Annotated in this window: 27 protein-coding genes and 1 pseudogene; 16 read left to right on the top strand and 12 right to left on the bottom strand. The window is 58.3% G+C overall.

The features are described 5' to 3' along the window. Positions 1-14 precede the first annotated feature (14 nt). The 3 genes from rpmB (at position 15) to ACR0MV_RS15765 (ending at position 1,589) form a co-directional block, all read left to right on the top strand. Positions 15-302 (top strand): 50S ribosomal protein L28, encoded by a 288-nt coding sequence (gene rpmB, locus ACR0MV_RS15755; protein WP_170426633.1) that lies wholly within the window; start codon positions 15-17, stop codon positions 300-302. Positions 303-707: 405 nt separating this feature from the next. Then, positions 708-1,058, top strand: a complete 351-nt coding sequence (locus ACR0MV_RS15760; protein WP_170426632.1) for a hypothetical protein — start codon at positions 708-710, stop codon at positions 1,056-1,058. A 45-nt stretch (positions 1,059-1,103) separates the two neighbouring features. Next, entirely contained in the window at positions 1,104-1,589 is a 486-nt protein-coding gene (locus ACR0MV_RS15765; RefSeq protein WP_480702752.1) for a copper chaperone PCu(A)C, read from the top strand. A gap of 87 nt (positions 1,590-1,676) precedes the next feature. Here ACR0MV_RS15765 and ACR0MV_RS15770 read toward each other — a convergent pair whose 3' ends face one another. Continuing rightward, on the bottom strand, positions 1,677-2,285 hold the full coding sequence (locus ACR0MV_RS15770) for an HdeD family acid-resistance protein (RefSeq protein WP_480702753.1): 609 nt from the start codon (positions 2,283-2,285) through the stop codon (positions 1,677-1,679). 66 nt (positions 2,286-2,351) lie between these two features. Beyond that, positions 2,352-3,044 (bottom strand): NAD-dependent deacylase, encoded by a 693-nt coding sequence (locus ACR0MV_RS15775; RefSeq protein WP_170426861.1) that lies wholly within the window; start codon positions 3,042-3,044, stop codon positions 2,352-2,354. 28 nt (positions 3,045-3,072) lie between these two features. Between ACR0MV_RS15775 and ACR0MV_RS15780 the strand changes: the two are divergent. After that, a pseudogene (locus tag ACR0MV_RS15780) lies at positions 3,073-3,516 on the top strand (low molecular weight protein-tyrosine-phosphatase). On the opposite strand, the gene ACR0MV_RS15785 reads toward ACR0MV_RS15780, so the two are convergent. The 3 genes from ACR0MV_RS15785 to ACR0MV_RS15795 all read right to left on the bottom strand — a co-directional run bounded on the left by ACR0MV_RS15785 (position 3,513) and on the right by ACR0MV_RS15795 (position 5,935). Then, complete coding sequence (locus ACR0MV_RS15785) at positions 3,513-4,454, bottom strand: LysR family transcriptional regulator (RefSeq protein WP_480702754.1); 942 nt, start codon at positions 4,452-4,454, stop codon at positions 3,513-3,515. The pseudogene ACR0MV_RS15780 and the gene ACR0MV_RS15785 overlap by 4 nt on opposite strands. 66 nt (positions 4,455-4,520) lie before the next feature. Beyond that, on the bottom strand, positions 4,521-4,832 hold the full coding sequence (locus ACR0MV_RS15790; RefSeq protein WP_170426627.1) for a hypothetical protein: 312 nt from the start codon (positions 4,830-4,832) through the stop codon (positions 4,521-4,523). A gap of 2 nt (positions 4,833-4,834) precedes the next feature. After that, positions 4,835-5,935 carry a Hint domain-containing protein gene (locus ACR0MV_RS15795; RefSeq protein WP_480702755.1) on the bottom strand — a complete coding sequence of 367 codons (1,101 nt, stop codon included), beginning with the start codon at positions 5,933-5,935 and terminating at the stop codon, positions 4,835-4,837. Between the two features lie 163 nt (positions 5,936-6,098). Here ACR0MV_RS15795 and lepA point away from each other — a divergent pair, with 163 nt between their 5' ends. Beyond that, positions 6,099-7,898: a translation elongation factor 4 gene (gene lepA, locus ACR0MV_RS15800; RefSeq protein WP_480702757.1), complete on the top strand. Its 1,800-nt coding sequence runs from the start codon at positions 6,099-6,101 to the stop codon at positions 7,896-7,898. A 26-nt stretch (positions 7,899-7,924) separates the two neighbouring features. Here lepA and ACR0MV_RS15805 read toward each other — a convergent pair whose 3' ends face one another. Further along, on the bottom strand, positions 7,925-8,872 hold the full coding sequence (locus ACR0MV_RS15805; RefSeq protein ID WP_480702758.1) for an aldo/keto reductase: 948 nt from the start codon (positions 8,870-8,872) through the stop codon (positions 7,925-7,927). A 255-nt stretch (positions 8,873-9,127) separates the two neighbouring features. Here ACR0MV_RS15805 and ACR0MV_RS15810 point away from each other — a divergent pair, with 255 nt between their 5' ends. Then, the gene (locus ACR0MV_RS15810; RefSeq protein ID WP_254445793.1) at positions 9,128-9,577 is read left to right on the top strand and encodes a hypothetical protein; all 450 of its coding nucleotides are present in this window, start codon (positions 9,128-9,130) and stop codon (positions 9,575-9,577) included. A gap of 973 nt (positions 9,578-10,550) precedes the next feature. On the opposite strand, the gene ACR0MV_RS15815 is transcribed toward ACR0MV_RS15810, so the two are convergent. Together ACR0MV_RS15815 and ACR0MV_RS15820 are read right to left on the bottom strand one after the other, a co-directional pair. Next, on the bottom strand, positions 10,551-10,688 hold the full coding sequence (locus ACR0MV_RS15815; protein ID WP_170426623.1) for an entericidin A/B family lipoprotein: 138 nt from the start codon (positions 10,686-10,688) through the stop codon (positions 10,551-10,553). 184 nt (positions 10,689-10,872) lie between these two features. Further along, a complete protein-coding gene (locus tag ACR0MV_RS15820; protein WP_170426622.1) occupies positions 10,873-11,214 on the bottom strand; it encodes an ArsR/SmtB family transcription factor in 342 nt (113 codons plus the stop codon). A 314-nt stretch (positions 11,215-11,528) separates the two neighbouring features. Here ACR0MV_RS15820 and ACR0MV_RS15825 point away from each other — a divergent pair, with 314 nt between their 5' ends. From ACR0MV_RS15825 to ACR0MV_RS15850, 6 genes are all read left to right on the top strand, one after another. Then, entirely contained in the window at positions 11,529-12,161 is a 633-nt protein-coding gene (locus ACR0MV_RS15825) for an ATP-dependent Clp protease proteolytic subunit (RefSeq protein ID WP_170426621.1), read from the top strand. A 134-nt stretch (positions 12,162-12,295) separates the two neighbouring features. Beyond that, positions 12,296-13,561: an ATP-dependent Clp protease ATP-binding subunit ClpX gene (gene clpX / locus ACR0MV_RS15830; RefSeq protein ID WP_039532395.1), complete on the top strand. Its 1,266-nt coding sequence runs from the start codon at positions 12,296-12,298 to the stop codon at positions 13,559-13,561. A gap of 62 nt (positions 13,562-13,623) precedes the next feature. Continuing rightward, a complete protein-coding gene (locus ACR0MV_RS15835; RefSeq protein ID WP_480702760.1) occupies positions 13,624-13,986 on the top strand; it encodes a RidA family protein in 363 nt (120 codons plus the stop codon). Positions 13,987-14,065: 79 nt separating this feature from the next. After that, a complete protein-coding gene (locus tag ACR0MV_RS15840; protein ID WP_170426619.1) occupies positions 14,066-14,449 on the top strand; it encodes an NADH:ubiquinone oxidoreductase subunit NDUFA12 in 384 nt (127 codons plus the stop codon). A 13-nt stretch (positions 14,450-14,462) separates the two neighbouring features. Continuing rightward, positions 14,463-14,915 carry an outer membrane lipid asymmetry maintenance protein MlaD gene (gene mlaD, locus ACR0MV_RS15845; protein ID WP_480702762.1) on the top strand — a complete coding sequence of 151 codons (453 nt, stop codon included), beginning with the start codon at positions 14,463-14,465 and terminating at the stop codon, positions 14,913-14,915. Then, positions 14,912-15,280 (top strand): DUF2155 domain-containing protein, encoded by a 369-nt coding sequence (locus ACR0MV_RS15850; RefSeq protein WP_170465402.1) that lies wholly within the window; start codon positions 14,912-14,914, stop codon positions 15,278-15,280. Before mlaD ends, ACR0MV_RS15850 begins: the two co-directional genes overlap by 4 nt. Here ACR0MV_RS15850 and aat read toward each other — a convergent pair. From aat to ACR0MV_RS15870, 4 genes are all read right to left on the bottom strand, one after another. After that, positions 15,235-15,867 (bottom strand): leucyl/phenylalanyl-tRNA--protein transferase, encoded by a 633-nt coding sequence (aat, locus tag ACR0MV_RS15855; RefSeq protein WP_480702763.1) that lies wholly within the window; start codon positions 15,865-15,867, stop codon positions 15,235-15,237. The genes ACR0MV_RS15850 and aat overlap by 46 nt on opposite strands. A gap of 48 nt (positions 15,868-15,915) precedes the next feature. Next, positions 15,916-17,265, bottom strand: a complete 1,350-nt coding sequence (gene accC, locus ACR0MV_RS15860; RefSeq protein WP_480702764.1) for an acetyl-CoA carboxylase biotin carboxylase subunit — start codon at positions 17,263-17,265, stop codon at positions 15,916-15,918. A 9-nt stretch (positions 17,266-17,274) separates the two neighbouring features. After that, entirely contained in the window at positions 17,275-17,772 is a 498-nt protein-coding gene (gene accB, locus ACR0MV_RS15865; protein WP_170426614.1) for an acetyl-CoA carboxylase biotin carboxyl carrier protein, read from the bottom strand. A gap of 151 nt (positions 17,773-17,923) precedes the next feature. Beyond that, entirely contained in the window at positions 17,924-18,460 is a 537-nt protein-coding gene (locus ACR0MV_RS15870; RefSeq protein ID WP_170426613.1) for a LuxR C-terminal-related transcriptional regulator, read from the bottom strand. A 191-nt stretch (positions 18,461-18,651) separates the two neighbouring features. Here ACR0MV_RS15870 and ACR0MV_RS15875 point away from each other — a divergent pair, with 191 nt between their 5' ends. The 4 genes from ACR0MV_RS15875 (at position 18,652) to ACR0MV_RS15890 (ending at position 23,381) form a co-directional block, all read left to right on the top strand. Next, complete coding sequence (locus tag ACR0MV_RS15875; RefSeq protein WP_480702765.1) at positions 18,652-19,947, top strand: short-chain fatty acyl-CoA regulator family protein; 1,296 nt, start codon at positions 18,652-18,654, stop codon at positions 19,945-19,947. A 76-nt stretch (positions 19,948-20,023) separates the two neighbouring features. Then, positions 20,024-20,404, top strand: a complete 381-nt coding sequence (locus ACR0MV_RS15880; RefSeq protein ID WP_170426611.1) for a response regulator transcription factor — start codon at positions 20,024-20,026, stop codon at positions 20,402-20,404. Then, a complete protein-coding gene (locus ACR0MV_RS15885; RefSeq protein WP_170465395.1) occupies positions 20,401-20,715 on the top strand; it encodes a hypothetical protein in 315 nt (104 codons plus the stop codon). Before ACR0MV_RS15880 ends, ACR0MV_RS15885 begins: the two co-directional genes overlap by 4 nt. After that, positions 20,703-23,381 carry an ATP-binding protein gene (locus ACR0MV_RS15890; protein ID WP_480702766.1) on the top strand — a complete coding sequence of 893 codons (2,679 nt, stop codon included), beginning with the start codon at positions 20,703-20,705 and terminating at the stop codon, positions 23,379-23,381. Before ACR0MV_RS15885 ends, ACR0MV_RS15890 begins: the two co-directional genes overlap by 13 nt. Positions 23,382-23,424: the final 43 nt, after the last annotated feature.

Genomic DNA, 23,424 nt, shown 5'->3' on the forward strand with positions numbered 1-23,424 from the left:
CAAAGGAAGAAACCATGTCGCGCCGTTGCGAACTGACCGGAAAAGGCCCGATGACTGGCAACAATGTCAGCCATGCCAACAACAAAACTCGTCGTCGTTTTCTGCCGAATCTGAACGACGTAACCCTGCAGTCCGAAACCCTGGGTCGTGGCGTCAAGCTGCGTATCTCGGCGGCTGCGCTGCGTTCGGTGGATCACCGTGGTGGTCTGGACGCGTTCTTGGCCAAAGCCAAGGACGAAGAACTGTCCGCCAACGCACTGAAAGTGAAAAAGGAAATCGCCAAGGCGCAAGCTTCGGCCTAATACCTTTTCCTACAAGATTTCAGGCCCTGTACCGTTCGGTGCAGGGCCTTTTTCGTTTCGGAAGCTTTGTTCGAGAAAACGAATTAAAATTTCGAAATAGGTGAAACTGTTCACATACCCTGCGGCCAGGGCGTCTTATGTTTAGACATATTCATCTGACGGAGTAGTACCTCATGTCTTTCAAGTCATTTAATTCCTTCTCCCTGATGGCTGACTTTTTCAGCAAGTCTGTTGGGGCATGTCTACGTATGCAGCGTCGGGTGAATCGGCTGCACACAAGCCTCACAAAAGGGTCCGTCAAACTTCCTGAACCGGATCGCTGACACTTTCCTCCCGACCCTGGGCTTCAGGCGTATCGGAATGCGCTTGAAGCCCGCTTCGTCTCAGGCATATATCAGCGGTAGGATGAAGCTCGTTCTCAATAGATGCCTGCCGATCGTGGTCTCGCTGCTTGTCGTACTGACAGGCCAGAGCATTGCTGCATCGCGCGGCATGGATCGGGCTGTGGGCCAGATGGTCCTGTGTACCGGATCGGGACCTGTTGTCGTCTATATGGATGCCGAGGGCCAGCCGACCCAAGCCCCGCATTACTGCCCGGACTATGCGCTGACCCTGTTGGGGGCGATAGCCGTGACAGAGCTAACGCTACCGAACGCACCGGACGTTGACCGCCCCGCGCTTGTGCGCGCAGGCGGTAGTCTGATTGCACTACCCGTTCCTGCACAGCCTGCGCGCGCACCACCTGTAAGTGTTTGACCCAATTCTCTAAAACATCAAACGCTTAAATTCAGGAGAGGCGCTATGTCCCTAACATCCAAACTGCTGGCCACGCTGGCTGCCGCAACCCTCGCAACTGCTGCTTTCGCGCAGGACACTATTTCCGTCGATGACGCCTATGCCCGGTCTTCCGGCAAAACCGCAAAAGCGGGTGCCGCGTTTATGATGATCCAGAACACAGGTCAGGTTGATGACCGACTGATCGCAGTGGAATCGGATGCGGCTGCCCGGGTCGAGCTGCACACCCATATCGTTGACGACAATGGTGTCGCCAAGATGATGGAGGTCGAGGAGGGCTTTGCCATTCCTGCAGGTGAAGCACACATGCTGAAGCGCGGCGGCGATCACGTGATGTTCATGGGGCTGACTGCTCCGTTCGAGCAAGGCGCGACGGTCCCTGTGACGCTTATTTTTGAGAAGGCCGGTGAGGTTCAGATCGAGATACCCGTTGATCTCGAACGCAAGGATGCGGGTGGTCACGGCCATCATTCGCACTCGCATTCCAACTAAGGCAACGCCTGTCTTCGGGCCGCGTTGCGGCCGTCATCCATGCGTCAGGCCGGGGTCTCCCGGCCTGATGGCGTTACGGGGCAGGGGTCAACGATGGACCACCCGCATCGCGATGCGGTCATGGGCGCGCTTGAAGCGCACAGCAAGCCAGAACATCACTGCAGCAAAACACAGCGCCGAGAAGGCAATTGCCCAACCCAGTGCTACCATCCCGCTGCCCGGCCAGAACAGCAGCGCAAGTCCAATCAGCAGTGCAATCACGCCGGAATTGCGCATCGTCGCGGCATCCGGATGCGCATCGGGCAGTTGACGCCAAGCCATCAAAGAGCCGATGCCGACGATCAGTGCCCAGGCCCCAAGCAGGAAGAACGCCAGTCGCGCAACGCCTTCGGGCCAGATCACAAGAATAAGCCCGATCACTAGCGCGCCGACACCGAATCCGCCGATCAGGCCACGCCGACCGAACCCCAGCAGGGTTAGTGCCCCGTCCAGCAACAGCAATACACCAACCAGCCTTAGCAGTATGGCGATACTGCCCGTGGGCCAGAACAGGGCCGCAATCCCAAGCGCCCCGGCCAGGATGCCGCGCAGAAGGAAGGTCCACCAAAGATCGGCCAACTGATTGCTCAGCGCGTCCCGGCTATCGAGACTGTCATCGTCCAGGATTTCGCTTTCTGGGGTTTGGGGATCTGTCATTGGAAGCTCCTGTTTTGGCGTCACTATAGGCGAGAAACCGTGCAAGGTGTCTTAGATTTTGATCTATCAACCAGCCAGCAACTGATCGACCCAGGCTGGAACAGTTTCTGTTGCGGGCCCCAGAATGACCTGATCAAAGCTGGACGCGCCAGAGGACGGGTCGAGGTTCAACTCAACGGTCCTGGCTCCGGCCATAGCTGCCTCATGCACAAAGGCGGCGGCGGGATAAACCTGACCCGAGGTGCCGATTGCGGCAAAGATACCCGCCTCAGCCAAATGATCATAGATGCTGTCCATGTGATAGGGCATCTCACCAAACCAGACCACATCCGGGCGGCCCGTAGGGGCTGCGCAGGCGGGGCAGGGCTGTCCGACCGTCATCTCAGGCGGTGCAGCCCAGCGGTGGCCGCAAGCCGCGCAGAGCGCCCCGGCCAGTGTTCCATGCATGTGAAGGACGTTCCTCGCGCCGCCCGCTTCGTGCAGGCTGTCAACGTTTTGCGTAACCAGGACGACCTCTCCGGGCCAATGTCGTTGAAGCCGAGCGAGCGCGGTATGCGCAGCATTGGGTTCGGCCTTGGCCGCCTGAACCCGGCGCGCATTGTAAAACGCATGCACTAGGGCAGGATCACGGGCAAAGCCTTCGGGCGTGGCGACGTCTTCGATCCGATGCTGAGCCCAAAGGCCGCCTTCGTCGCGGAACGTTCCCAGCCCACTTTCGGCGGAAATTCCGGCCCCTGTGAGTATGACGATCTTTTCCATCTTGGCCCTTCGCGTTACACCGTGGTTCATGACTCACCGTATCCTGTTCGTCTGTTTGGGCAATATCTGCCGTTAACCTGCCGCCGAGGGTGTCTTTCGCGCTCGCGCACCGCATCACACTACTGACAGCGCAGGCACGTCTGGTTGGCACATTGGTGACCCGCCATATGGCCCGATGCAAAAGGCGGCGCTGGCGCGTGGGATCAGGTTGGACGATTTGCGGGCGCGCCAATTCGTGGCCGCAGACTTTAGCCGGTTCGATCTGATCATCGGAATGGATGCCGACAACATTGCGGGCATTGAAGCGCTGCGGCCAAAAGGCAACCAAACCCCAGTGCGTTTGCTGACGGATTTTGCACCTCACTCTGGCGCGGACCACGTGCCCGATCCGTACTATACCCGGGATTTTGACGGTGCGCTGGACCTGATTGAGATTGCGGTTGAAGGGCTTGACGCCCATTTGCGTGGCTAGGTCATCAGCTTCAGACGATTGTTCAGCCAGGGCAATTGAGCAAGGGCCGGGTCCACGATCTGGCTGCCCATCAGGCGGCGCATCATGCCGGCGACCTCTTGCGGAACCTGATCGGACCAGTCGGTGCGGGTGAATAGCGAAATCGTGCGTGAGACATCACCGATCGGCGCCGGGTGCGCTTCGATTGCGTCGTGAAACCGCGCGGCGCGCATGTATCCCAGCGGTGTCGTAATCGCCCATCCAAGGCCGCGCGCGACCATTGCCATCAAAGCAAGGTGCGAACCGATTTCGAACCTCTCCTCAAAATCCAGCTGGTGCCGGGCCAAATGTGCCTCGATCTGGCGGCTGATCAACTGCTCGCGGGCGTATCGCAGGAAGGGCAGATCCTGCATCGCGTTCTCGGCCCCCTTAGGGGTCACCAGTATGAACGGATCGCGTACCAACGGGTATTCAACCACGTTTTCCAGTACCTCGCCGCTATGGGCTGAGACGACCAGTTGAAGCCGTTGTGCCTCGAGCTCTTCAAACAGGTCCAGGCTGGGCAGGGTGATCAGCTTGAACTTCGACCGGGTCAGGCTTTCAGCCAATAGAGTTGCCAGGCGCGGAGTCAGGTCGTTGTCGAAATCGTCGATCAGACCAACGGAAAGGGTGGCCAGGTGGCCCAGCTCCATCACGGTCAGCTCGCTTTGGGCCATCTGCAGCTCGGCCAGAACCGCCTGCGCACGGGCCAAAAAGCTGCGCCCGGCTTGCGTCAGCCGCATCGGCCGTCGTCCGTGATCCACCAGATCGGTGCCAATAGCTTTTTCGAGATTGCGCAATTGCTGGCTGACCGAAGGCTGACTAAGTCCCGTGATCTCAGCAGCTTGTGCCACCGATCCCGTCCGAGCCAAGGCCTCGAACACTTCGAGCCCGCGCAGGGTCACCCCTTTCATAATCATGGAACACACCTTTCCCTGCGCCTTTTCTGAGGCGCAGGTCGGATCAGGTCAAGCGTCCAGAAAGGGTTAGCTACAGATTGCCTGTGCCATCTGGCCAAAGTTCCGGTACCGATCCCACAGCGCATCGTCGCGCGCGGTTTTCGACATCTTCAACTCTTGCGCCTGATGAGGGTCAGTAAACCACTTGGCCACGGTCTTCTGGTCACTGCGCGTCAGCGCCTGGTTGGCTACCCGCTGGATGCAGTTGCACCGGTCGCGCGTTGCGGCGCTTCGGTCCGATGCCAGACAAGCCCGCTTGATCTGCGCGGCTTCTGCGGGTTGCGGCGCCACGGCCGAAATAGAAGTGGCGCACAGTGCGATAATGAGGAATTGTTTCATGCTCATGCCTCGTTTTTGCCTGCCCGGAGAGATCTGACGCCCCTCTCGGCTTGCGCGGGAGTATGAATCAAACGGTTCTTCGGATCAATGGCCAAGATACTCTGCAACAACAGCGAGGCCTCTTTACGTTTTAGGGCAGGACGGGATGTCCGCATCCCGTTGGGCGCATGAGTGGCGAGGTCGGGGAAAAACAGGCTGTCGGGGTCGTCGGAAGTCGGCACTGGCATGGCCAAAAGGCTTTCTGATGCAGCGCCATTCGCCAGGATCACGCTGTGATGTTCCAGCAGAAAGTGGCAATACCGCGCAGTTTTTGCCATGGATAGCGTCGCGAGACCAACATCGACAAGGCTGATCGCCGGCACAAAAACCTCTGGCTCGCCAAAAAGCAGGTCTGACAGGGGATGTGAGATCAGGACTCTGTGCTGCTGGGACACGTTCAGTCGCGCGAAGGTCGACAGGGTGCCAGCCGGAACTTCAACCATTCTGAACCGCCCGGCGGCAATCACGTCCTGAGTTCCAACCCATTGAACGGGAAGGTAGCCATGATCCTGTGTCTGCACCAAATCACCGGGTTGGATTGTTTCGATGGGAACATTGCCCTTCTCGGTCGTGATAAGCGTTCCGGCGCTGTAACAGATGGGCGTGACGTATTCGCCGGAGTCAAAGTTCGGGCCTTCTTGTGTACTGACCACGGTCAGAGGAACGCCTGCCGGAGGAAACTCGCCCGGACCGCCGATGAATGCGATCCCTTCCACGGTGCCGAAGGACGGAGAAGAGTTGTTCACGTTGAACGCGATAGCTTGCCACGTGTTCACACCATCCGTCAGCGTAATACCGTACTCGGCCTCGACCCGCGTTCCGTCGGCGTACGTCACGCCATCGATTGTTTGGTCGCCGTCCAGACGCTGATTACCGTCGTTGTCGCGAAAGTCGGTGTCATTGCCGCCGTCAGATATGAAGACTTCGGTGGCCGTGCGCGTATCAATCGTGATGGTTTGCCCGATCAGGTGAATCCCAGTCCCCTGATTGAGGCCATCTAACCCCTGCGGGACCGAGATGGAAAGCTGGCTTTCCCCCAGAACAAAGATCGAATAATTGGCCAAGGATTACCCTGCTTTCTTGTTTGTGCTTGGGCCATTCAGTGCCATCACCCTACCCATTGGCTGATTTTGGGTAAATGCGACTGGGCAGAAAGACATCATTGCGGCCTTTTCTGCAACGCTTCACCGCTTGACGAGGCCCCAATCTACGGACATATCCCGTTCCATGACAGACCTCGCTCATATCCGCAATTTCTCCATCGTCGCGCATATCGACCATGGCAAATCCACCCTTGCTGACCGGCTCATCCAAGAGACCGGAACGGTCAAGGATCGCGACATGAAGGAACAGCTGCTCGACAGCATGGATATCGAGCGGGAACGTGGCATCACCATCAAGGCCAACACGGTCCGCATCGACTATACCGCCGATGATGGCGAGAAATACGTGTTGAACCTGATCGACACCCCCGGACACGTAGACTTTGCCTATGAAGTCAGCCGGTCGATGCGCGCGGTCGAAGGCTCTCTGCTGGTTGTGGACTCGACCCAAGGGGTCGAGGCGCAAACGCTGGCGAATGTGTATCAGGCCATCGACGCGGATCATGAGATCGTGCCGGTGCTCAACAAGATCGACCTGCCTGCATCCGACTGTGACCGCGTTGCGGAACAGATCGAGGATGTGATCGGCATTGACGCGACCGACGCCATTCAGGTTTCCGCCAAGACGGGGCAGGGCATCCACGAGACGCTTGAGGCCATCGTGCAGCAACTGCCCGCACCGCAGGGCAACCTGGACGCGCCGCTCAAGGCGATGTTGGTGGATTCCTGGTACGACGCTTATCTCGGCGTGATCGTTCTGGTCCGCATCATGGACGGCACGCTGAAAAAGGGGATGCGGGTCAAGTTCATGTCGAACGATACCCTGCACCATGTCGACCGCGTCGGCGTCTTCCGGCCCGAGATGGAGATGGTCGAAAGCCTTGGTCCCGGTGAGATCGGCTTCCTGACGGCCTCGATCAAACAGGTCCGCGACACCCGCGTCGGCGACACGATCACCAATGACCGCAACGGCACCGAAGACGCGCTGGACGGCTTCAAACCCGCGCAGCCGGTGGTGTTCTGTGGCCTGTTCCCCGTCGACAGTTCTGAATTCGAAGATCTACGGGACGCGATCGACAAACTGGCTCTGAACGACGCCAGCTTCAGTTTTGAAATGGAAACCTCGGCCGCGTTGGGCTTTGGCTTCCGCTGCGGCTTCCTCGGGCTGTTGCACCTTGAGGTCATCCGCGACCGCATCGAACGCGAATATGATATCGAGCTGATCACCACCGCGCCGTCGGTGATCTATCATGTCTACATGAAAGACGGCGAGATGATCGAGCTGCACAACCCCGCCGACATGCCCGACCCGTCCAAGGTCGACCATATCGAGGAGCCGCGTATCAAGGCCACCATTCTGGTGCCTGACGAATACCTCGGCGACGTGCTGAAACTCTGCCAGGACCGTCGTGGCATCCAGCTGGACCTGACCTATGCGGGCACTCGCGCCATGGTCGTCTATGACCTGCCGCTGAACGAGGTCGTCTTTGACTTCTACGACCGCCTGAAATCGGTGACCAAGGGCTATGCCTCGTTCGACTACCAGATGACGGGTTATACCGAGGATAATCTGGTCAAGATGTCGGTGCTGGTGAATGACGAGCCGGTCGACGCGCTATCAACCATGGTTCACCGCGACCGGGCCGAGATGCGGGGCCGCGCGATGTGCGAAAAGCTCAAGGACCTGATCCCGCGCCACATGTTCAAAATCCCGATCCAGGCCGCCATCGGCGGCAAGGTCATCGCCCGCGAGACCCTCTCGGCCCTGCGCAAGGACGTGACCGCCAAATGCTACGGAGGCGACGCCACGCGGAAACGCAAACTGCTGGACAAGCAGAAGGCGGGTAAGAAGAAGATGCGCCAGTTCGGGAAGGTAGATATCCCGCAGGAGGCGTTTATTTCAGCTTTAAAGATGGACAGCTAAGGCTGTCCATTTTGATCTAGTCGTTGCTATGCCGCTTCTGGATCTGCGTCTGTCTGGCCAAGTTCAGCCAGTTCACTCCAAACAGCCTCTGGGATACTCCAATCAGCCCATTCGAGTGTCTGCCTTACATGTTGTGGCCATGTAACGCCACAAACCGTTGAGGCGATGTTTGCGTCCCGCATCGAAAACTGAAGCGCCAGTGCACCCAAGGGTACATCATGTCGAGAACAGATATTCTCCACTTCGCGAACGGGCGCGAGCGTCTTTTCGGTGGTTGGTCTGTAGACATAAAAGTGATGCAGTGAACTACCTCTAGCAAGCAGTCCGCCGGCGTAAGGAGCAGCGTTCAAAACGGTGATGCCTTTAGAGTTTGCAAATTCAATCAAAGGCGCTGCATTCACGTTCACAAGCGTGTGCCGGTTGTGCGTCATTACCACGTCGAAATCCCTGTCCCGCAGCATCGGCATCAGCACATCCAGCCGTCCGCCCGCAAGCCCAACGGCGGTCGTCAAGCCTTCCTCTTTCATCCGGAACAACTCGTCTAGTGCCCCTCCGCTACAGGTTATCTCTGAAACGCTCCCGGCGTATTCAGGGTCGTGCAGGCTCAAGATGTCAACGCGCTCCACGCCGAGTGCCTGAAGGCTTTGCTCGAGGGACCGCCTTGCCTGGTCAGCATCAAAAACGCTTGTATCCATATCTCGGTCGATTTTTGTCGACAGAATTCGACCTTCAGGCATGCCACCAAGTTCCCGAATGACGTTGCCGATGCGCTCTTCGCTTCGCCCCAGCGCATAGCCTCTGGCGGTGTCGATAAACCCGTCCGGGCGATCAAGAATGGTGTGCAACGTGTCCCGCGCCCTGTCCTCGTCGACTTCGTACCCGTAGATCTGTGGAATGCTTCCGATACCCGTAGATCCGAAGCCAATTGGCGGAATTCTGATGCCGGTTTTTCCGATTTCCTTGGTCTGTTGCATACCATCCTCCCATTCCCCGATTTGATCCTTCAATTTTGAACAGGCCGCGTCTTTGGCGCAAGTTTGGTGCCTAAACGACGTGAGTTTTCTTTTTTTTTGTTTTATTTTAGATATTTAACGTTATTTTCGACTGGTGCGCGTCTAAGGCTACTCTAAACTCTTCATGAAGTTTCCCTAAGGTAAGTTGCAACCGTCGTCGCTCCTCCCAATTTGTTCAGCAGGCCAGAAACGGCCCTGATCTCAGGAGGAGAGCCCATGACCAGATTTATGACTGCCGGAGCAGCCGCTCTGGCCACAAGCCTCACATTGGCCACCGCTGCGATGGCCGACACGCCCGATCTGCGCGGGATTTGGACAGCCAGCCAGACGACGGTCTCGCCGTCGAACGCCGCTAGCGGGGATGCGCCCCGGTTCAACCAGTCTGAGTGGGTGCTCGACATCCAGAAGCAGCAGGACAACGTGTTCTGGGGGCCCAGCAAGTGGCGGCGCAATGCCAGCGATAACTGGACCATGTATGAGGCTACCGGCGCCGTCAGTCAGGATGGCTCTGGCAAGATCGGGATCGTCGAAAGCTCGGCCGAACCCACGATAGGGGTGAACGCTCTGATTGATGCGCGTTACGAAGATGGAAAGATCTATGCGGATTTCCGTAGCCTGCGAACCGGAACGACCTACAGCACCGTTCTGGAACGTCAGGTGAACTGAAGCGGTTCCGGCCCGGTCCGGCTGTAGGGGGTACTTGCTGCATCCGTGTTGCGGCGCGTAAGAGGTAATCCCGGTCGGGTCGGAACGCTTCTCAGAATTGAACGACGAGTCTCCACAGGGAGGAGGCGGGTCGGGCGGCTTGGATTTTCCAACCCAGGTGTGATGCCGTCCGACCCCTACGCAGATTTGTTGATTCGACCTGGTGCGATGGGTCAATCACGCAAAGTTCGGCCTTCTTGGCCTTTGCAGGTGCAGAAAAACGCCCAAAACTGGGCCATTTGACCGGTTGCAGCCTTTTCCCGCGTCAAGGCCGCTCCGATGTTGAATTTCCCGACTTATCCACAAAATCCTCCCGGCGGATATCAACACGTTATCCCCGTCTAATTTTCATGCTGCGGTGCTATTTTCTTGCCGGATGAGGGCCCCAGTGTAACAGTCTAATCACCGCACAGGTTCTTAGGAACCCGGGCGGGACGCAAAGACCAAGGGGGTCAAGCCAGACAGAGCGGATCTTAGGATTTTGCTTTATCTGAAAAGACTTACCGGTGGATGATCAGGTGATCTGAGTGTCAAACCCAGGCCATTTGATCAGACTCTCAGAAGGTTGATGCGTGTTGCATGACACTTTGCGGTGTCGTGCGGCGGCCATGGTCCTTAACGGGGCCGCGGCAACTGGATCGGGGCGTCCCTCGGGCGTGTCGACCCGGCAAGGCGTCAGGAGTATCCGCAAGGGTACATGCATGGACCGCGTCTGCGCACCTGACGCCTTTTCCTTTTCCGCAATACATGGGCTGCCACTCTGCACCCGACTGAAATGGGAACGGGGTTCTTGTGTTGCCACAAGAACCCCGAGGTCGTGTCAGAAATGCAATACCGCGTCTATGCACCTGTAGGGATCAGAGTACACTGTTCAGGCGCATATCTCAACCACATATTGTGGCGAGGGGCGACTTGGTCGCAAAATACGGAAAAGTCAGATGTTCTGCTGAACGTCAGTTGCAGCGTTTTGAATTGCGTCGCCTGCCTTTTCGATGTCCTTGCCGGCGCCCTTTGCAGTTTCGCATGCCGCAAGTGAAAACAGGGCTAGCCCAACCAGAATTGCTCGGATCATCGGTACCTCCATTTTGCTTTTTGTACGTCGTGGGTAACAGCTTTCTTCGGCTGTAACCAGAGTTTAGCCGCAGAGATCAGAGCATGCTGCAAAGGTCTACAGACCGCATAGAGACTGCTGCACGAGGCAGGCTAAGTGTACAGCCTGATTTCTGGGCCAACCCGGAAGGGTCAATCTGACAGTGTCAGCCTTTCTTGTCGTTGCAAAAAAGTTCGTAAACGACTTCCAGCATCCGGCGCGGGCGGTCGTCAGCCAGGCGATAATAAATCGCTTTGCCTTCCCGGCGGGGAATCACAAGACCCTCAAGGCGCAGTCTGGACAGTTGCTGAGACACGGCCGCTTGTCGGGCGGACAACAGGTCTTCCAATTCGGTTACGGATTTTTCGCCAGAGACCAGGTGGCACAGGATCATCAGGCGGCCTTCGTGACTGATAGCCTTAAGGAAATTCGATGCTCGGGTCGCGTTGCCCGCCATCCGATCGAAGTCGTCAGATGACATTTTCTGTGAAATCTGAGGCAGAGCCATTGGTGTTTTCCTTTCGGGCCCGAAGCCGGGCGCGTGGTGTTTTTTTGAGTGGTCCGCTGTGGCGCGGTGCGTTTTGCTACACGTTATGATCATGAATTTCTATATGCATGGATCAAAATGCCGTGATGGAAAAAGGGGAACTTATCCCAATGCGCGTCAAACCGCCATTGCGGCGCACCTGCGCAGAGCGGCATTGGGCGCGCGTTGGCGGCGATATTTCTGGCCCCCCTTGCAGCCCCCCCGTGCCAATACTAAGACTCGGGTAACGTTTCTTCGGGTAGTGTCCCGATCCATAGCAAAGCAGGCAGGTTCTCATGTTCGATCCCGTTGATACCTATATGAATACGCTCGTTCCCATGGTCGTCGAGCAGACCAGCCGGGGTGAGCGGGCATACGACATTTTCTCGCGTCTTCTGAAAGAGCGGATCATTTTCATCAACGGTCCCATCCATGACGGGATGAGCCATCTGGTCGTTGCGCAATTGCTGCACCTCGAGGCTGAGAACCCGAACAAGGAAATCTCGATCTACATCAACTCGCCCGGCGGCGTGGTCACCAGCGGTTTGTCGATTTACGACACAATGCAGTATATCAAGCCGAAATGTTCCACATTGGTAATCGGTCAGGCGGCCTCAATGGGGTCGGTTTTGCTGGCCGGTGGCGAGAAAGGGATGCGCTTTTCGCTGCCCAACAGCCGGATCATGGTGCACCAGCCCAGCGGCGGTTATCAGGGTCAGGCCAGCGACATCATGATTCACGCAGCTGAAACGCAAAAGCTGAAGGATCGCCTGTATGACATCTACGTGCGTCATACCGGCCAGACCAAAAAAGCGGTTGAAAAAGCCTTGGATCGTGACAATTTCATGAGCCCGGAAGAGGCAAAAGACTGGGGTCATATCGACGAAATCGTCGAAAACCGCGCCAAAATGGACGGTGATGACGCCTAAGAATAAGTCCCCGCGTCAACGGCGCGGGGAACAATTTTGAGATTGTAGCCGCCCCGGTGGTGGCCTAAGCTGCACCAACAGGTGGCATGCGCGGTCCAGAATGGGCCGCAGAGACGAAGCCCGAAAGGTAGAACATGGCGACGAATTCAGGCGGTGACGGCAAAAACACGCTCTACTGTAGCTTCTGCGGCAAGAGCCAGCATGAAGTCCGCAAGTTGATTGCCGGTCCGACCGTTTTCATCTGTGATGAATGCGTCGAGCTGTGTATGGACATCATCCGCGAAGAGACGAAGGCCAGCGGGCTCAAGTCCAGCGACGGAGTTCCGACACCCAAAGATATCTGCGAGGTTCTGGACGATTACGTCATCGGTCAGGCCACCGCCAAGCGGGTTCTGTCTGTTGCGGTGCATAACCACTACAAACGTCTGAACCATGCTCAGAAAGCGGGCAGCGATATTGAACTGGCCAAGTCGAACATCCTGCTGATCGGCCCGACTGGTTGCGGCAAGACCTTGCTGGCGCAGACGCTGGCACGCATTCTGGATGTGCCGTTCACCATGGCGGATGCGACCACGCTGACCGAAGCCGGGTATGTGGGCGAGGATGTCGAAAACATCATCCTGAAACTGCTGCAGGCCAGCGAGTACAACGTCGAACGCGCGCAGCGTGGCATCGTCTATATCGACGAGGTCGACAAGATTACTCGTAAGTCCGAAAACCCCTCGATCACGCGTGATGTGTCGGGTGAAGGCGTTCAGCAGGCACTGCTGAAACTGATGGAAGGTACGGTGGCATCGGTTCCGCCTCAGGGTGGCCGAAAGCACCCGCAGCAGGAGTTCCTGCAGGTCGACACGACGAACATCCTGTTCATCTGCGGCGGTGCGTTTGCGGGTTTGGACAAGATCATCGCGCAGCGCGGCAAGGGTTCGGCCATGGGCTTTGGTGCCGATGTGCGCGACAATGACGATCGCGGTGTGGGTGAGATCTTTAAGGATCTGGAACCCGAAGATCTGCTGAAGTTTGGCCTGATCCCGGAATTCGTTGGCCGTCTGCCGGTTCTGGCGACGCTTGAGGATCTGGACGAAGACGCTCTGGTCACGATCCTGACCAAGCCCAAGAACGCTCTGGTCAAGCAATACCAGCGCCTGTTCGAACTGGAAGATGCGGAGCTGGCCTTTACCGACGACGCCTTGAAAGCGATCGCCAAGAAAGCCATCGAGCGGAAAACCGGTGCACGGGGTCTTCGCTCGATCCTCGAAGACATCCTGTTGGACACCATGTTCGAACTGCCGGGCATGAAAAACGTGACCGAGGTTGTGGTGAACGAAGAGGCTGTGTCGTCGGACAAGCAACCGCTTATCATTTACGCGGATGCGGCTGAATCGGCTTCAGCTGGTTAAGTTCCAATCGATTTACCAAACACGGCGCGGCACTGACCGCGCCGTTTTCTTGTGAGGTACCCATGGCGATCAAACGTATATCTTCCGGTGGAGAGTTCGAGGCCAAGGTTGGTTATTGTCGGGCCGTGGTCGCAGGCGGGTGGGTGCATGTGGCCGGAACCGTAGGGCAGGGCGACGATGTCGTTGCACAGTGCCAGTCCGCCCTCGATGCGATCGGAAATGCGCTGGCTGAGGCCGGAGCTTCGTTCGCGGATGTGGTGCGTGTGGCCTATATGCTGCCGGATCGGACCGAGTTCGAGCCGTGCTGGCCAATTCTCAGCGCCACTTTCGGAGACAATCCACCAGCTGCTACGATGATCGAATGCGGTTTGATCGACCCGAAATACCGTATCGAGATAGAGGTGACCGCCTTTCTGCCGGAATAGGGGGTGCGGTCCTTGTGACACTGGACCTTAGCCAGCCTTTGGTCCATATCTGCAAGTACAGAAATGCCGGAGGCAACCGATGGGAATCCTGAACAATCTTCTGCGGGCCGTAACCTGGTGGAACGGGTCCACATTGAACACGCAGATTTTTACTGCGCGCAAGGGGATCAAAGTCGGTGAAGATAACGAAGGCAACGTGTTCTATCGCAATGCCGACGACAGCAAGCGTTGGGTTATGTTCAACGGTGAGGCCGAAGCCAGCCGCATTGACCCGGATTGGCATGGCTGGCTGCACCGCACTTGGGATGAGCCGCCAACGGATAAACCTCTCAAGCACAAATCCTGGGAAAAGCCCCATCAGGAAAACCTGACAGGCACCGCGTTGGCCTATGCGCCTGCGGGGTCTCTGCGCCGCCCGGACCCGGTCGAGCGCAAAGACTACGAAGCCTGGAGCCCGGAATAACACGAGGCGCATAATGTCGACCTACAATGCAACCGAAGTTCTGGTCGGTGGGGCCGTTCTGGCATGCGCCATCGCTTTTGGTGTTTACGCCAGCCAGTCCACCGGCCTGTCGCAAAGCGGTGCTGGCTACGAGCTTGGCGCCTCTTTCCGCTCCCTTGAAGGGGTCGGCGTGGGCACGGATGTCCGCCTGGCTGGCGTCAAGATTGGGACCGTTACCGGCGTGACCCTGAACCCCGAAACCTATCGTGCGGACACAACCTTTGCGATCTCTGATGGCATTCTGGTGCCGGATGACAGCGCCATTGTGATCTCGTCTGAGGGGCTGCTGGGTGGCAACTTTGTTGAGGTTATGCCGGGAGGTTCGCCGTTCTATTTCGAAGCGGGCGATCAGGTTGAGGATACGCAGGGTGCGGTCAGCTTGATTTCTCTGCTGGTCAAATTTGTAGCCGGAGACGGGAGCGAATGAAGCGCTTTGCCCTGATAGCTTTGCTGCTGGCAGCCACAGGGGCGACGGCCCAGCAAAAGGCGACCTCTGGCCCGGGTGCGATGCTGCGCGGGTTGGACAAGGTCAGCGGCCAGACCGTTGATATTGAGATGCGCAATGGCCAGACGCAGCCGATTTTTGGCTTGGACGTGGCGCTTGGCGATTGTCGCTATCCGGCAGACAACCCGACCGGCGATGCGTTTGCCTATTTGACGATCTGGGAAAAAGGCAAGACAGATCAACTGTTTGATGGATGGATGATAGCGACGTCTCCGGCTCTGAACGCGTTGGACCACGCGCGTTACGATGTCTGGGTGATCCGCTGTATCACACCTTCGGCGGACTGAGACAGCTCTGCCTCAAAATCAGCGCTGGCGTCGATCGCCTTTTCCAACTCGACCCGATACTGCGTGCGAGAGATTTCGATCGCGCCTAACGACGCCAGATGCGCGGTCAGAAACTGGGTATCAAACAAGCGGAAACCGGTTTGGCGCAGACGATCAATCAGATAGGCCAGCGCGATTTTTGAAGCGTCCTTTCGGCGGGAGAACATACTTTCCCCGAAGAACGCCGCCCCAAGAGCGACACCATAGACGCCACCGACCAGCGTATCTTCGTCCCAGACTTCCAGTGAATGGGCGCGACCTGCTAGATGGAGTTGCTGATAAAGGTCGCGCAGCTCGGCATTGATCCAGGTGTCCGCACGGTCGGCACAGCCGTCGACCACGCCAGCAAAATCGCGGTTGATGGAGATGGTAAATCCGCATTTTCGGATGCGGCGCGCCAGGCTGCGCGAGATGTGAAAGCCGTCCAGCGGGAAAACGCCGCGAAACTTGGGGTCGACCCAGAACAATTCGGGGTCATCCCGATGTTCGGCCATCGGGAAAATGCCGATGGAGTAACCGCGCAGCAGAAGTTCGGGGGTCAGGCTCATGCGCAATACCTTGGGACCAGAGCGCAAAAGCCCTCTGGCCCCTTGGATTTATTCGGCCATGTTCGCCGCAAGCCAGTGTTCCAGCCAGTGAATGTTGTAATCACCGCTGTGAATGTCGGGCTCTTGCAACAGCGCGTGGAACAGGGGAACGGTGGTGTCGATGCCATCCACGATCAATTCTCCCAATGCTCGTTCCAATCGCGCCAGCGCCTCGGCCCGGTCGCGACCCTGTACGATCAGCTTGGCGATCAGCGAGTCATAGTAAGGCGGAATCGAATATCCGTCATAGAGAGCCGAATCCATCCGCACACCCAGACCGCCGGGCGCGTGATACGCGGTAATCTTGCCGGGGCAGGGCGAGAAGTTCGGCAGCTTTTCCGCGTTGATCCGAACCTCGATGGCGTGGCCGTTGATCTCAAGATCGTCCTGGCCGAAAGACATTTCTTCGCCAGCGGCTACGCGGATTTGTTCGCGAACCAGATCGACACCAAAGATACCCTCGGTCACCGGGTGTTCCACCTGCAGACGGGTGTTCATTTCGATGAAATAGAACTCACCATTCTCGTAGAGGAATTCGATGGTGCCCGCGCCGATATAGTTGATCTTGGCGACCGCGTCGGCGCAGATCTTACCGATTTTGGCGCGCTCTTCCGGGGTGATGCAGGGGCCGGGGGCCTCTTCAAACACCTTCTGGTGACGACGCTGAAGCGAGCAATCGCGTTCGCCCAGATGCACCGCCTTACCCTTACCATCGCCAAAGACCTGAATCTCGATATGGCGCGGAGTGGTCAGATACTTCTCGATGTAGACTTCGTCATTGCCAAAGGCAGCTTTGCCCTCGGCACGCGCAGTCATGAAAGCGCTTTCCATCTCATCAGCGTTCTGCGCAACTTTCATGCCGCGTCCACCGCCACCAGCCGTGGCCTTGATGATGACGGGATAGCCGAACTCCTCGCCGATGCGCTTGGCGTCTTCCAGCGTGGGCACGCCACCATCCGAACCCGGCACGCAAGGAACGCCCAGCTGCTTCATCGTGTCTTTGGCGGTGATCTTGTCGCCCATGACGCGGATGTGCTCGGCGGTGGGGCCGATAAAGGTGATGCCGTGATCTTCGACGATCTGCACGAACTCAGCATTCTCGGACAGGAAACCATAGCCGGGGTGGATTGCCTGCGCACCTGTGATTTCACAGGCCGAAATGATCGCGGGCACCGACAGATAACTTTGCGGGCTAGGCGGAGGGCCAATGCAAACCGATTCGTCCGCCATGCGTACATGCATCGCGTCGCTGTCGGCGGTGGAGTGGACGGCAACCGTCGCAATCCCCATCTCGCGCGCGGCGCGGATGACGCGCAGGGCGATCTCGCCTCGGTTGGCAATCAGGATCTTGTCGAACATGGGCGCGCCTTACTCGATGATGACCAGAGGGGTGCCGAATTCCACAGCGTCGCCGTCGCCCACCAGAACACGCTTGATGGTGCCCGACTTGGGCGCGTGGATGTGGTTCATGGTCTTCATCGCTTCGACGATCAGCAGTGTGTCGCCCTCGGAAACGGATGCGCCGACGGTGATGAAGGCGGGTGCGCCCGGTTCGGGCTGCATATAGACGGTGCCGACCATGGGCGAGGTTACGGCGCCGGGGTGGCTAGCCGGATCTTCTTGGGCTGCCGGTGCTTCGGCGGGGGCTGCTGCGGCAGGAGCCGCGACGGGTGCCGGTGCAGCCGCCGGAACAGCGACCTGAACCGGAGCGGGAGCGGTTTGCGACATGCGGCTGACGCGCACATTCAGGCTGTCTTCCTCGCCATATTCACGCTTGACCTGCAGTTCGGTCAGGTCGTTTTCGCGCAACAATTCGGCCAGAGCCTTGATGAATGCCACATCCGCTTCGTGTTTGGTGTCTGTCATGAGTGTCCTCGACGGTTCCCCTTTGGCCCGTCTATTTGGTGCGGGCTTTGGCTTGATTACGCAGCGTTATAAGCTAAGCGCCCTGTCATGAAAAGCGCGTCCGAGCCTGTCAGATAGGGGTTTTTCTCAAGTTTTTGAGTGGTGAGCGGGTTCAGAGTGGCATTCCCGAGAGTTTTGCCACAAGTTCCGGTAGTTTACGCGCGCCGAACTTCTCCAATAAGCGGGCCCGATATGCCTCGATCGTGCGGTAGCTGAGGCCAAGTTCAACACCGATTTCCTTGGCCGACAAGCCACGGCACGACATGATGGCCACTTCGCGTTCTCGGGTTGTCAGCTCGACCAAGGGGCGTTCTTCCGAGATGTCCGAGAAGCTCCAGATGCCGTGTCGAAACGGATCATCGGGCGTCAGCGACCGACCGCGCGCCCGACACCAGAATAGATCGCCATTACGGCGGCGCATCACGCGTTCGTCGGTGTAATACCCGGTGTCGCGCATCACCTGCAGGCTGCGCTCGCCGATCCGTTCCCAATCCGCGACCGAGGGGTAGAGGTGCAGCAACGGCATGTTGCGATACTCTGCCTCTTCGCCGCCAAAGGTGCGGGCGAACTGCAGATTGCAGCGCCGGATGATGCGGTTTTCCAACTCGACCAATCCGATGGGGGCATATTCGAAGGCGGGGTCGCTCATCCGGCTATCGTGCAGTGATTTCAGGGAAAATAGAAGAGGCCGAGGGAAAATTCGCCGCTTTGAAAGCCTGGGACGTGACAGAGTTCAAAGGTCGAAACTGTGAAGACTGTAAAAAGGCTATGAAAATGGAGATCTAACTTATAGAAATATATGGGGAGTTTTGAAAAGACGTCAGAGTTATGGGGGAGATCATGCGCGATACGCTAACCGGCAGCCGCATCCGCGAGCGGCGCCAGATTGCTGGATTGCGCCAGGCCGAGCTTGCGCGGCAAGTCGGGATTTCAGCGTCATACCTTAACCTGATCGAACACAACCGCCGCCGGATTGGCGGCAAGCTGCTGGTCGATATTGCCAATGCTCTGACGGTCGAGCCGTCGTTGTTGACCCAAGGGATTGAGGCGACGCTGATTTCGGCTCTGCGCGAGGCCGCGGCGGATGCGGTGGGGCAGCAAGCCGAAGTGGACGCCCTGGAAGAGTTCGCTGGTCGGTTTCCCGGTTGGGCCGGAGTTCTGGCGCAAATGCATCGCAGGGTGGTTTCCCTAGAGCGCACGGTTGAGACCTTGTCGGACCGACTTACCCATGACCCGCATCTTGCCGCGTCGATGCACGAGGTCCTGTCGACAGCCGCCGCGATTCGATCCACGGCTGCAATTTTGGCCGAGACGCAGGAGATTGAACCAGAATGGCAGGACCGGTTCCACCGAAACCTGCACCAGGATGCCGAACGTCTGGCCGACAGTTCCAAGTCGTTGGTTGCGTATCTGGACGATTCTGAGGCGGCCGAGGACCGCCGGGGCGTGCCGTCCGAGGATGTCGAGGCTTTCTTTGCGGCCAACCGCAACCATTTCCCTCAGATCGAAGCCGGCAACGGTAGTGCTGAGATTGATCTGAGCGCATTGGAATCGTCTGCGGCCCGGACCGTGGCCAAGACATTCTTGGACGTTTACGCAGCGGACGCGCGGGCCATGCCGCTGGAAGATGTTCAGAAGGCCTTGGCAGAGGACGAGTCCGATCCATTGCAGTTGGCGGCTCGATTCTCCGTCGATATCGCGACGGTGCTGCGGCGGCTGGCAGCTTTGCCGGACGGATACCAGGGACGCCCGACCGGGCTTGTTCTCTGTGACGCGTCAGGGAGCATTTTATTCAGTAAATCCGTGCCGGGCTTTGCAATGCCCAGGTTTGGCGAGGCCTGTCCGCTCTGGCCGGTGTTTCAGGCGTTGAACCGACCCTTAGTCCCGATCCGCAAGCGAGTTGTTCAACTGGGGCGCACGGCGGCCGAGTTTGATAGCTACGCCTATGCGTGGCCGCAATCGGTTTCGGGGTATGACGATGCGCCCGTTTATCATTCGGTCATGCTTGTCCGTCCTGTGAACGAGGCAGAGCAGAATACACAGCCCGCCACCCGGGTTGGCCCAAGCTGTCGTGTCTGTCCAAACGACACCTGTGCATCGCGTCGCGAGCCGTCGATTCTGAGCGAAGGTTTTTGACAGTTTCCTGACAGAACGCGTAAGCTGACGCGGACAGGTTCGCGGACAGAGCCCGTCACGGGGAGGGATGGAGCATATGAGCCGCAAGGTTCTGTTAATTGAGGATGAGCCGAACATCGCTGAGGCCATCCGTTTTTTGCTGACTCGTGAGGGTTGGCAGGTGGAAACGCACGCAGAAGGGTCGGATGCGATACAGGTGATTCAGGGCGCAAACCCGGATCTGGTCATTCTGGACGTTATGTTGCCGGGCAAGAGCGGAATGGAAATTCTGCGCGATCTGCGCGGGCTTGAGGGCATGCAAAACCTGCCCGTTCTGATGCTGACCGCGCGCGGCCAGACACGCGATCGCGAGATGGCCGAAAACGCAGGGGTTAGCCGGTTCATGACCAAACCGTTTTCCAATGCCGAAGTGCTGACGGCTGTGCGCGACCTGCACGCTCAGGCAACGCGGTCATGAGCGAGAGCGAAGATCGCAAGCCCCAGAGGGCCCGGCCTTCGCTGTTTCTCGAGCGTCAGAGTTATCGCCGCCGCAGGCTGATGGACGCGGCGCGGCTGTTGCCCATTCTGGGCGCGGCCTTGATTGCGCTGCCGCTTCTGTGGCCAAGCCAAACCAGCCCCGAGGATGGAGTGCCGTTATCCTCGGCAATTTTGTACATCTTTGCATGCTGGGTTTTTCTGATCGTGGTCAGCCTGATTTTCGGGTTTGCCGCCAAGCGCATGGCCACAGGTGACGACCCCGAGGCAGAGTCGGACCGATGGCCACACTAAACGTTCTGATCCTCGTTTGCCTTGGCTACGTTGTTTTGCTCTTCGGTGTCGCCTTTGCGGCTGATCGAATGGCTGCTGCGGGGCGGGGGGCGTGGCTGCGGTCTCCGTTGATCTACACGTTGTCCCTGTCGATCTACTGCACCGCCTGGACCTTTTACGGTGCGGTCGGGAACGCCGCGCGGTCGGGGCTGGAGTTTGTGACGATCTATCTGGGCCCGACATTGGTGATGCTCAGTTGGTGGTGGGGGCTGCGCAAACTGGTGCGCGTCGGGCGCAGCCAACGTGTGACCTCAATCGCTGACCTGATCTCATCCCGATACGGCAAGTCCAACACACTGGCGATCTGTGTGACCATTCTGGCCGTGTTGGGCGGCACGCCTTACATTGCCCTGCAGCTTCAATCCATTACCCTGTCATTCTCGATTTTTGCCGAGGCCGACCCCTCGGGACTCTACCGCGAAGGTTCCAGCGTCTTTTGGGTCGCGGCGGGCCTTGCGATGTTCGCGATCCTGTTTGGCACCCGCAACCTGGACGCAAACGAGCGTCACCACGGCGTCGTAACGGCAATTGCGTTGGAATCCGTCGTGAAGCTGTTCGCCTTGATCGCTGTCGGCGTCTTTGTGGTTTGGGGCGTCGCTGGCGGAATTGGTCCGATGATGGCTCGCATCGATGCATCGGAAATCGGACAGTGGAACGTGGATGCCGGGCGCTGGACCACCTTTATCTTTCTGTCCGCCGCCGCCTTCATCTGTTTGCCGCGGATGTTTCAGGTGATGGTCGTCGAAAATGCGGATGAAGGGCATCTGAGAACCGCGGCTTGGGCCTTCCCGCTGTATCTGCTGCTGATGAGCCTGTTCGTCGTGCCGATCGCCGTTGTGGGTCTGGACTTGCTACCCGAAGGGTCGAACCCGGACCTGTTCGTACTGACTGTACCGCTGTCGCAAGGCAACGACTGGTTGGCGATGTTGTCCTTCATCGGTGGGTTCTCTTCGGCTACATCCATGGTCATCGTCACCGCGATGGCGCTGTCGACGATGGTGTCGAACCATCTGGTCATGCCGATCTGGCTGAGCACGCAGGAAGGGTCCGGTTCGGTCTCGGGTGATGTCCGAAACGTGGTTCTGGTGGCGCGGCGTGTGTCGATCGCGGTCATCATGGCGATGGGGTATTACTACTATCGGCTGTCGGGTGGCGGCGCGGCGCTGGCCTCAATCGGGCTTGTCGCATTTGCCGGCATTGCGCAGATTCTGCCCGCCCTTGTTGGCGGGTTGTTCTGGCGCGGAGCGACGCGGACAGGGGCTTTGATCGGACTGACGGTCGGTTTCGTTCTGTGGATCTACACGCTTCTGCTGCCGGGAATGGACGGCGCTTTGATGCCTCAATCGGTGCTGCAGAACGGCCCGTTCGGCTGGGGCTGGCTGCGCCCACAGGCCCTTTTCGGGATCGAAGGAATGGACCCAATGGTCCACACGGTGATGTGGTCGCTGTCTCTGAACACCTTTGCCTTCTGTGCGGCGTCCTTGCTGAGCTTTCCAAGCCCGCTGGAACGCCTTCAGGGTGCGCAGTTTGTCAACGTCTTTGACCATTCCGTCGCGCCGCGTGGCTGGTCCGGATCTGTTGCGCAAAGCGAAGACCTCATGATCATGACCCAACGGATTTTGGGGGCGGGTCCGGCGCAGGAGTTCTTTCAGGCCGAGGCGCGTGCCCAAGGCGGACGCACAAGCCTGCCCGAGCCAACGCCGGGGTTCCTTGAGCGGTTAGAGCGGGAACTTAGCGGTTCGGTCGGTGCGGCGACGGCCCATGCGATGATCGGGCAGATCGTTGGCGGTTCGTCGGTCTCGGTCGAGGACCTTCTGGCCGTGGCTGACGAGTCCGCGCAGATGTTGGAATACTCCAGCCAGCTCGAGGCGAAGTCCGCCGAACTCAGCAGAACTGCGCGGCAGTTGCGCGAGGCCAATACCAAGCTGACGCAGATTTCCGAGCAAAAGGACAGTTTCCTCAGCCAGGTCAGTCACGAGCTGCGCACGCCGATGACGTCAATCCGGGCGTTTTCTGAGATTATGCGGGATACCGACGGGCTTACCCCGGAAGAGCAAACGCGATACGCCGCGATCATCCACGACGAGGCGCTTCGACTGACCCGCTTGCTGGACGATCTGCTGGACCTGAGCGTTTTGGAAAGCGGCCGGGTGAACCTGAATATGAGCGGCGAGAGCCTGAGTGCGGTTCTGGACCGTGCAGTCTCCAGCGCGCTGGCTGGATCACGTTCGACTCTGACCGTGCGGCGAACCCGGCAATCCGAACGGATTCCCCTGCACACAGACCTTGATCGCCTTGGACAGGTCTTCATCAACCTGATTTCCAATGCGCAAAAGTACTGCGACGCGGAAGACCCCGTTCTGACCATTTCCGCACATGATGTGGGCGGGCAGGTCGTCATTGATTTTGCCGACAACGGCAGCGGTATTCCACCCGAGGCGCAATCGATGGTGTTCGAAAAGTTCGCTCGGGTCGGTGGCGACAAAGCTGGTGGTGCTGGTCTGGGTCTGGCGATCTGCCGCGAGATCATGCAGCGCTTGGGCGGCGAGATTACTTACCTTCCCGGACAGGGCGGCGCGGCGTTTCGTGTTCGCTTGCCGATGGCGCACCGACAAGCCGCGCAGTAGCGGCATTTTAAAGACATTGGTAACCAGCGCCGGGTTAGACCAG

The organism is Ruegeria sp. BC3 (assembly GCF_056539265.1).

Coding starts and splice junctions, on each gene's coding strand:
- rpmB (WP_170426633.1), top strand. CDS start 15: ATGTCGCGCCGTTGCGAACTGACCGGAAAAGGCCCGATGACTGGCAAC.
- ACR0MV_RS15760 (WP_170426632.1), top strand. CDS start 708: ATGAAGCTCGTTCTCAATAGATGCCTGCCGATCGTGGTCTCGCTGCTT.
- ACR0MV_RS15765 (WP_480702752.1), top strand. CDS start 1,104: ATGTCCCTAACATCCAAACTGCTGGCCACGCTGGCTGCCGCAACCCTC.
- ACR0MV_RS15770 (WP_480702753.1), bottom strand. CDS start 2,285: ATGACAGATCCCCAAACCCCAGAAAGCGAAATCCTGGACGATGACAGT.
- ACR0MV_RS15775 (WP_170426861.1), bottom strand. CDS start 3,044: ATGGAAAAGATCGTCATACTCACAGGGGCCGGAATTTCCGCCGAAAGT.
- ACR0MV_RS15785 (WP_480702754.1), bottom strand. CDS start 4,454: ATGATTATGAAAGGGGTGACCCTGCGCGGGCTCGAAGTGTTCGAGGCC.
- ACR0MV_RS15790 (WP_170426627.1), bottom strand. CDS start 4,832: ATGAAACAATTCCTCATTATCGCACTGTGCGCCACTTCTATTTCGGCC.
- lepA (WP_480702757.1), top strand. CDS start 6,099: ATGACAGACCTCGCTCATATCCGCAATTTCTCCATCGTCGCGCATATC.
- ACR0MV_RS15805 (WP_480702758.1), bottom strand. CDS start 8,872: ATGCAACAGACCAAGGAAATCGGAAAAACCGGCATCAGAATTCCGCCA.
- ACR0MV_RS15810 (WP_254445793.1), top strand. CDS start 9,128: ATGACCAGATTTATGACTGCCGGAGCAGCCGCTCTGGCCACAAGCCTC.
- ACR0MV_RS15815 (WP_170426623.1), bottom strand. CDS start 10,688: ATGATCCGAGCAATTCTGGTTGGGCTAGCCCTGTTTTCACTTGCGGCA.
- ACR0MV_RS15820 (WP_170426622.1), bottom strand. CDS start 11,214: ATGGCTCTGCCTCAGATTTCACAGAAAATGTCATCTGACGACTTCGAT.
- ACR0MV_RS15825 (WP_170426621.1), top strand. CDS start 11,529: ATGTTCGATCCCGTTGATACCTATATGAATACGCTCGTTCCCATGGTC.
- clpX (WP_039532395.1), top strand. CDS start 12,296: ATGGCGACGAATTCAGGCGGTGACGGCAAAAACACGCTCTACTGTAGC.
- ACR0MV_RS15835 (WP_480702760.1), top strand. CDS start 13,624: ATGGCGATCAAACGTATATCTTCCGGTGGAGAGTTCGAGGCCAAGGTT.
- ACR0MV_RS15840 (WP_170426619.1), top strand. CDS start 14,066: ATGGGAATCCTGAACAATCTTCTGCGGGCCGTAACCTGGTGGAACGGG.
- mlaD (WP_480702762.1), top strand. CDS start 14,463: ATGTCGACCTACAATGCAACCGAAGTTCTGGTCGGTGGGGCCGTTCTG.
- ACR0MV_RS15850 (WP_170465402.1), top strand. CDS start 14,912: ATGAAGCGCTTTGCCCTGATAGCTTTGCTGCTGGCAGCCACAGGGGCG.
- aat (WP_480702763.1), bottom strand. CDS start 15,867: ATGAGCCTGACCCCCGAACTTCTGCTGCGCGGTTACTCCATCGGCATT.
- accC (WP_480702764.1), bottom strand. CDS start 17,265: ATGTTCGACAAGATCCTGATTGCCAACCGAGGCGAGATCGCCCTGCGC.
- accB (WP_170426614.1), bottom strand. CDS start 17,772: ATGACAGACACCAAACACGAAGCGGATGTGGCATTCATCAAGGCTCTG.
- ACR0MV_RS15870 (WP_170426613.1), bottom strand. CDS start 18,460: ATGAGCGACCCCGCCTTCGAATATGCCCCCATCGGATTGGTCGAGTTG.
- ACR0MV_RS15875 (WP_480702765.1), top strand. CDS start 18,652: ATGCGCGATACGCTAACCGGCAGCCGCATCCGCGAGCGGCGCCAGATT.
- ACR0MV_RS15880 (WP_170426611.1), top strand. CDS start 20,024: ATGAGCCGCAAGGTTCTGTTAATTGAGGATGAGCCGAACATCGCTGAG.
- ACR0MV_RS15885 (WP_170465395.1), top strand. CDS start 20,401: ATGAGCGAGAGCGAAGATCGCAAGCCCCAGAGGGCCCGGCCTTCGCTG.
- ACR0MV_RS15890 (WP_480702766.1), top strand. CDS start 20,703: ATGGCCACACTAAACGTTCTGATCCTCGTTTGCCTTGGCTACGTTGTT.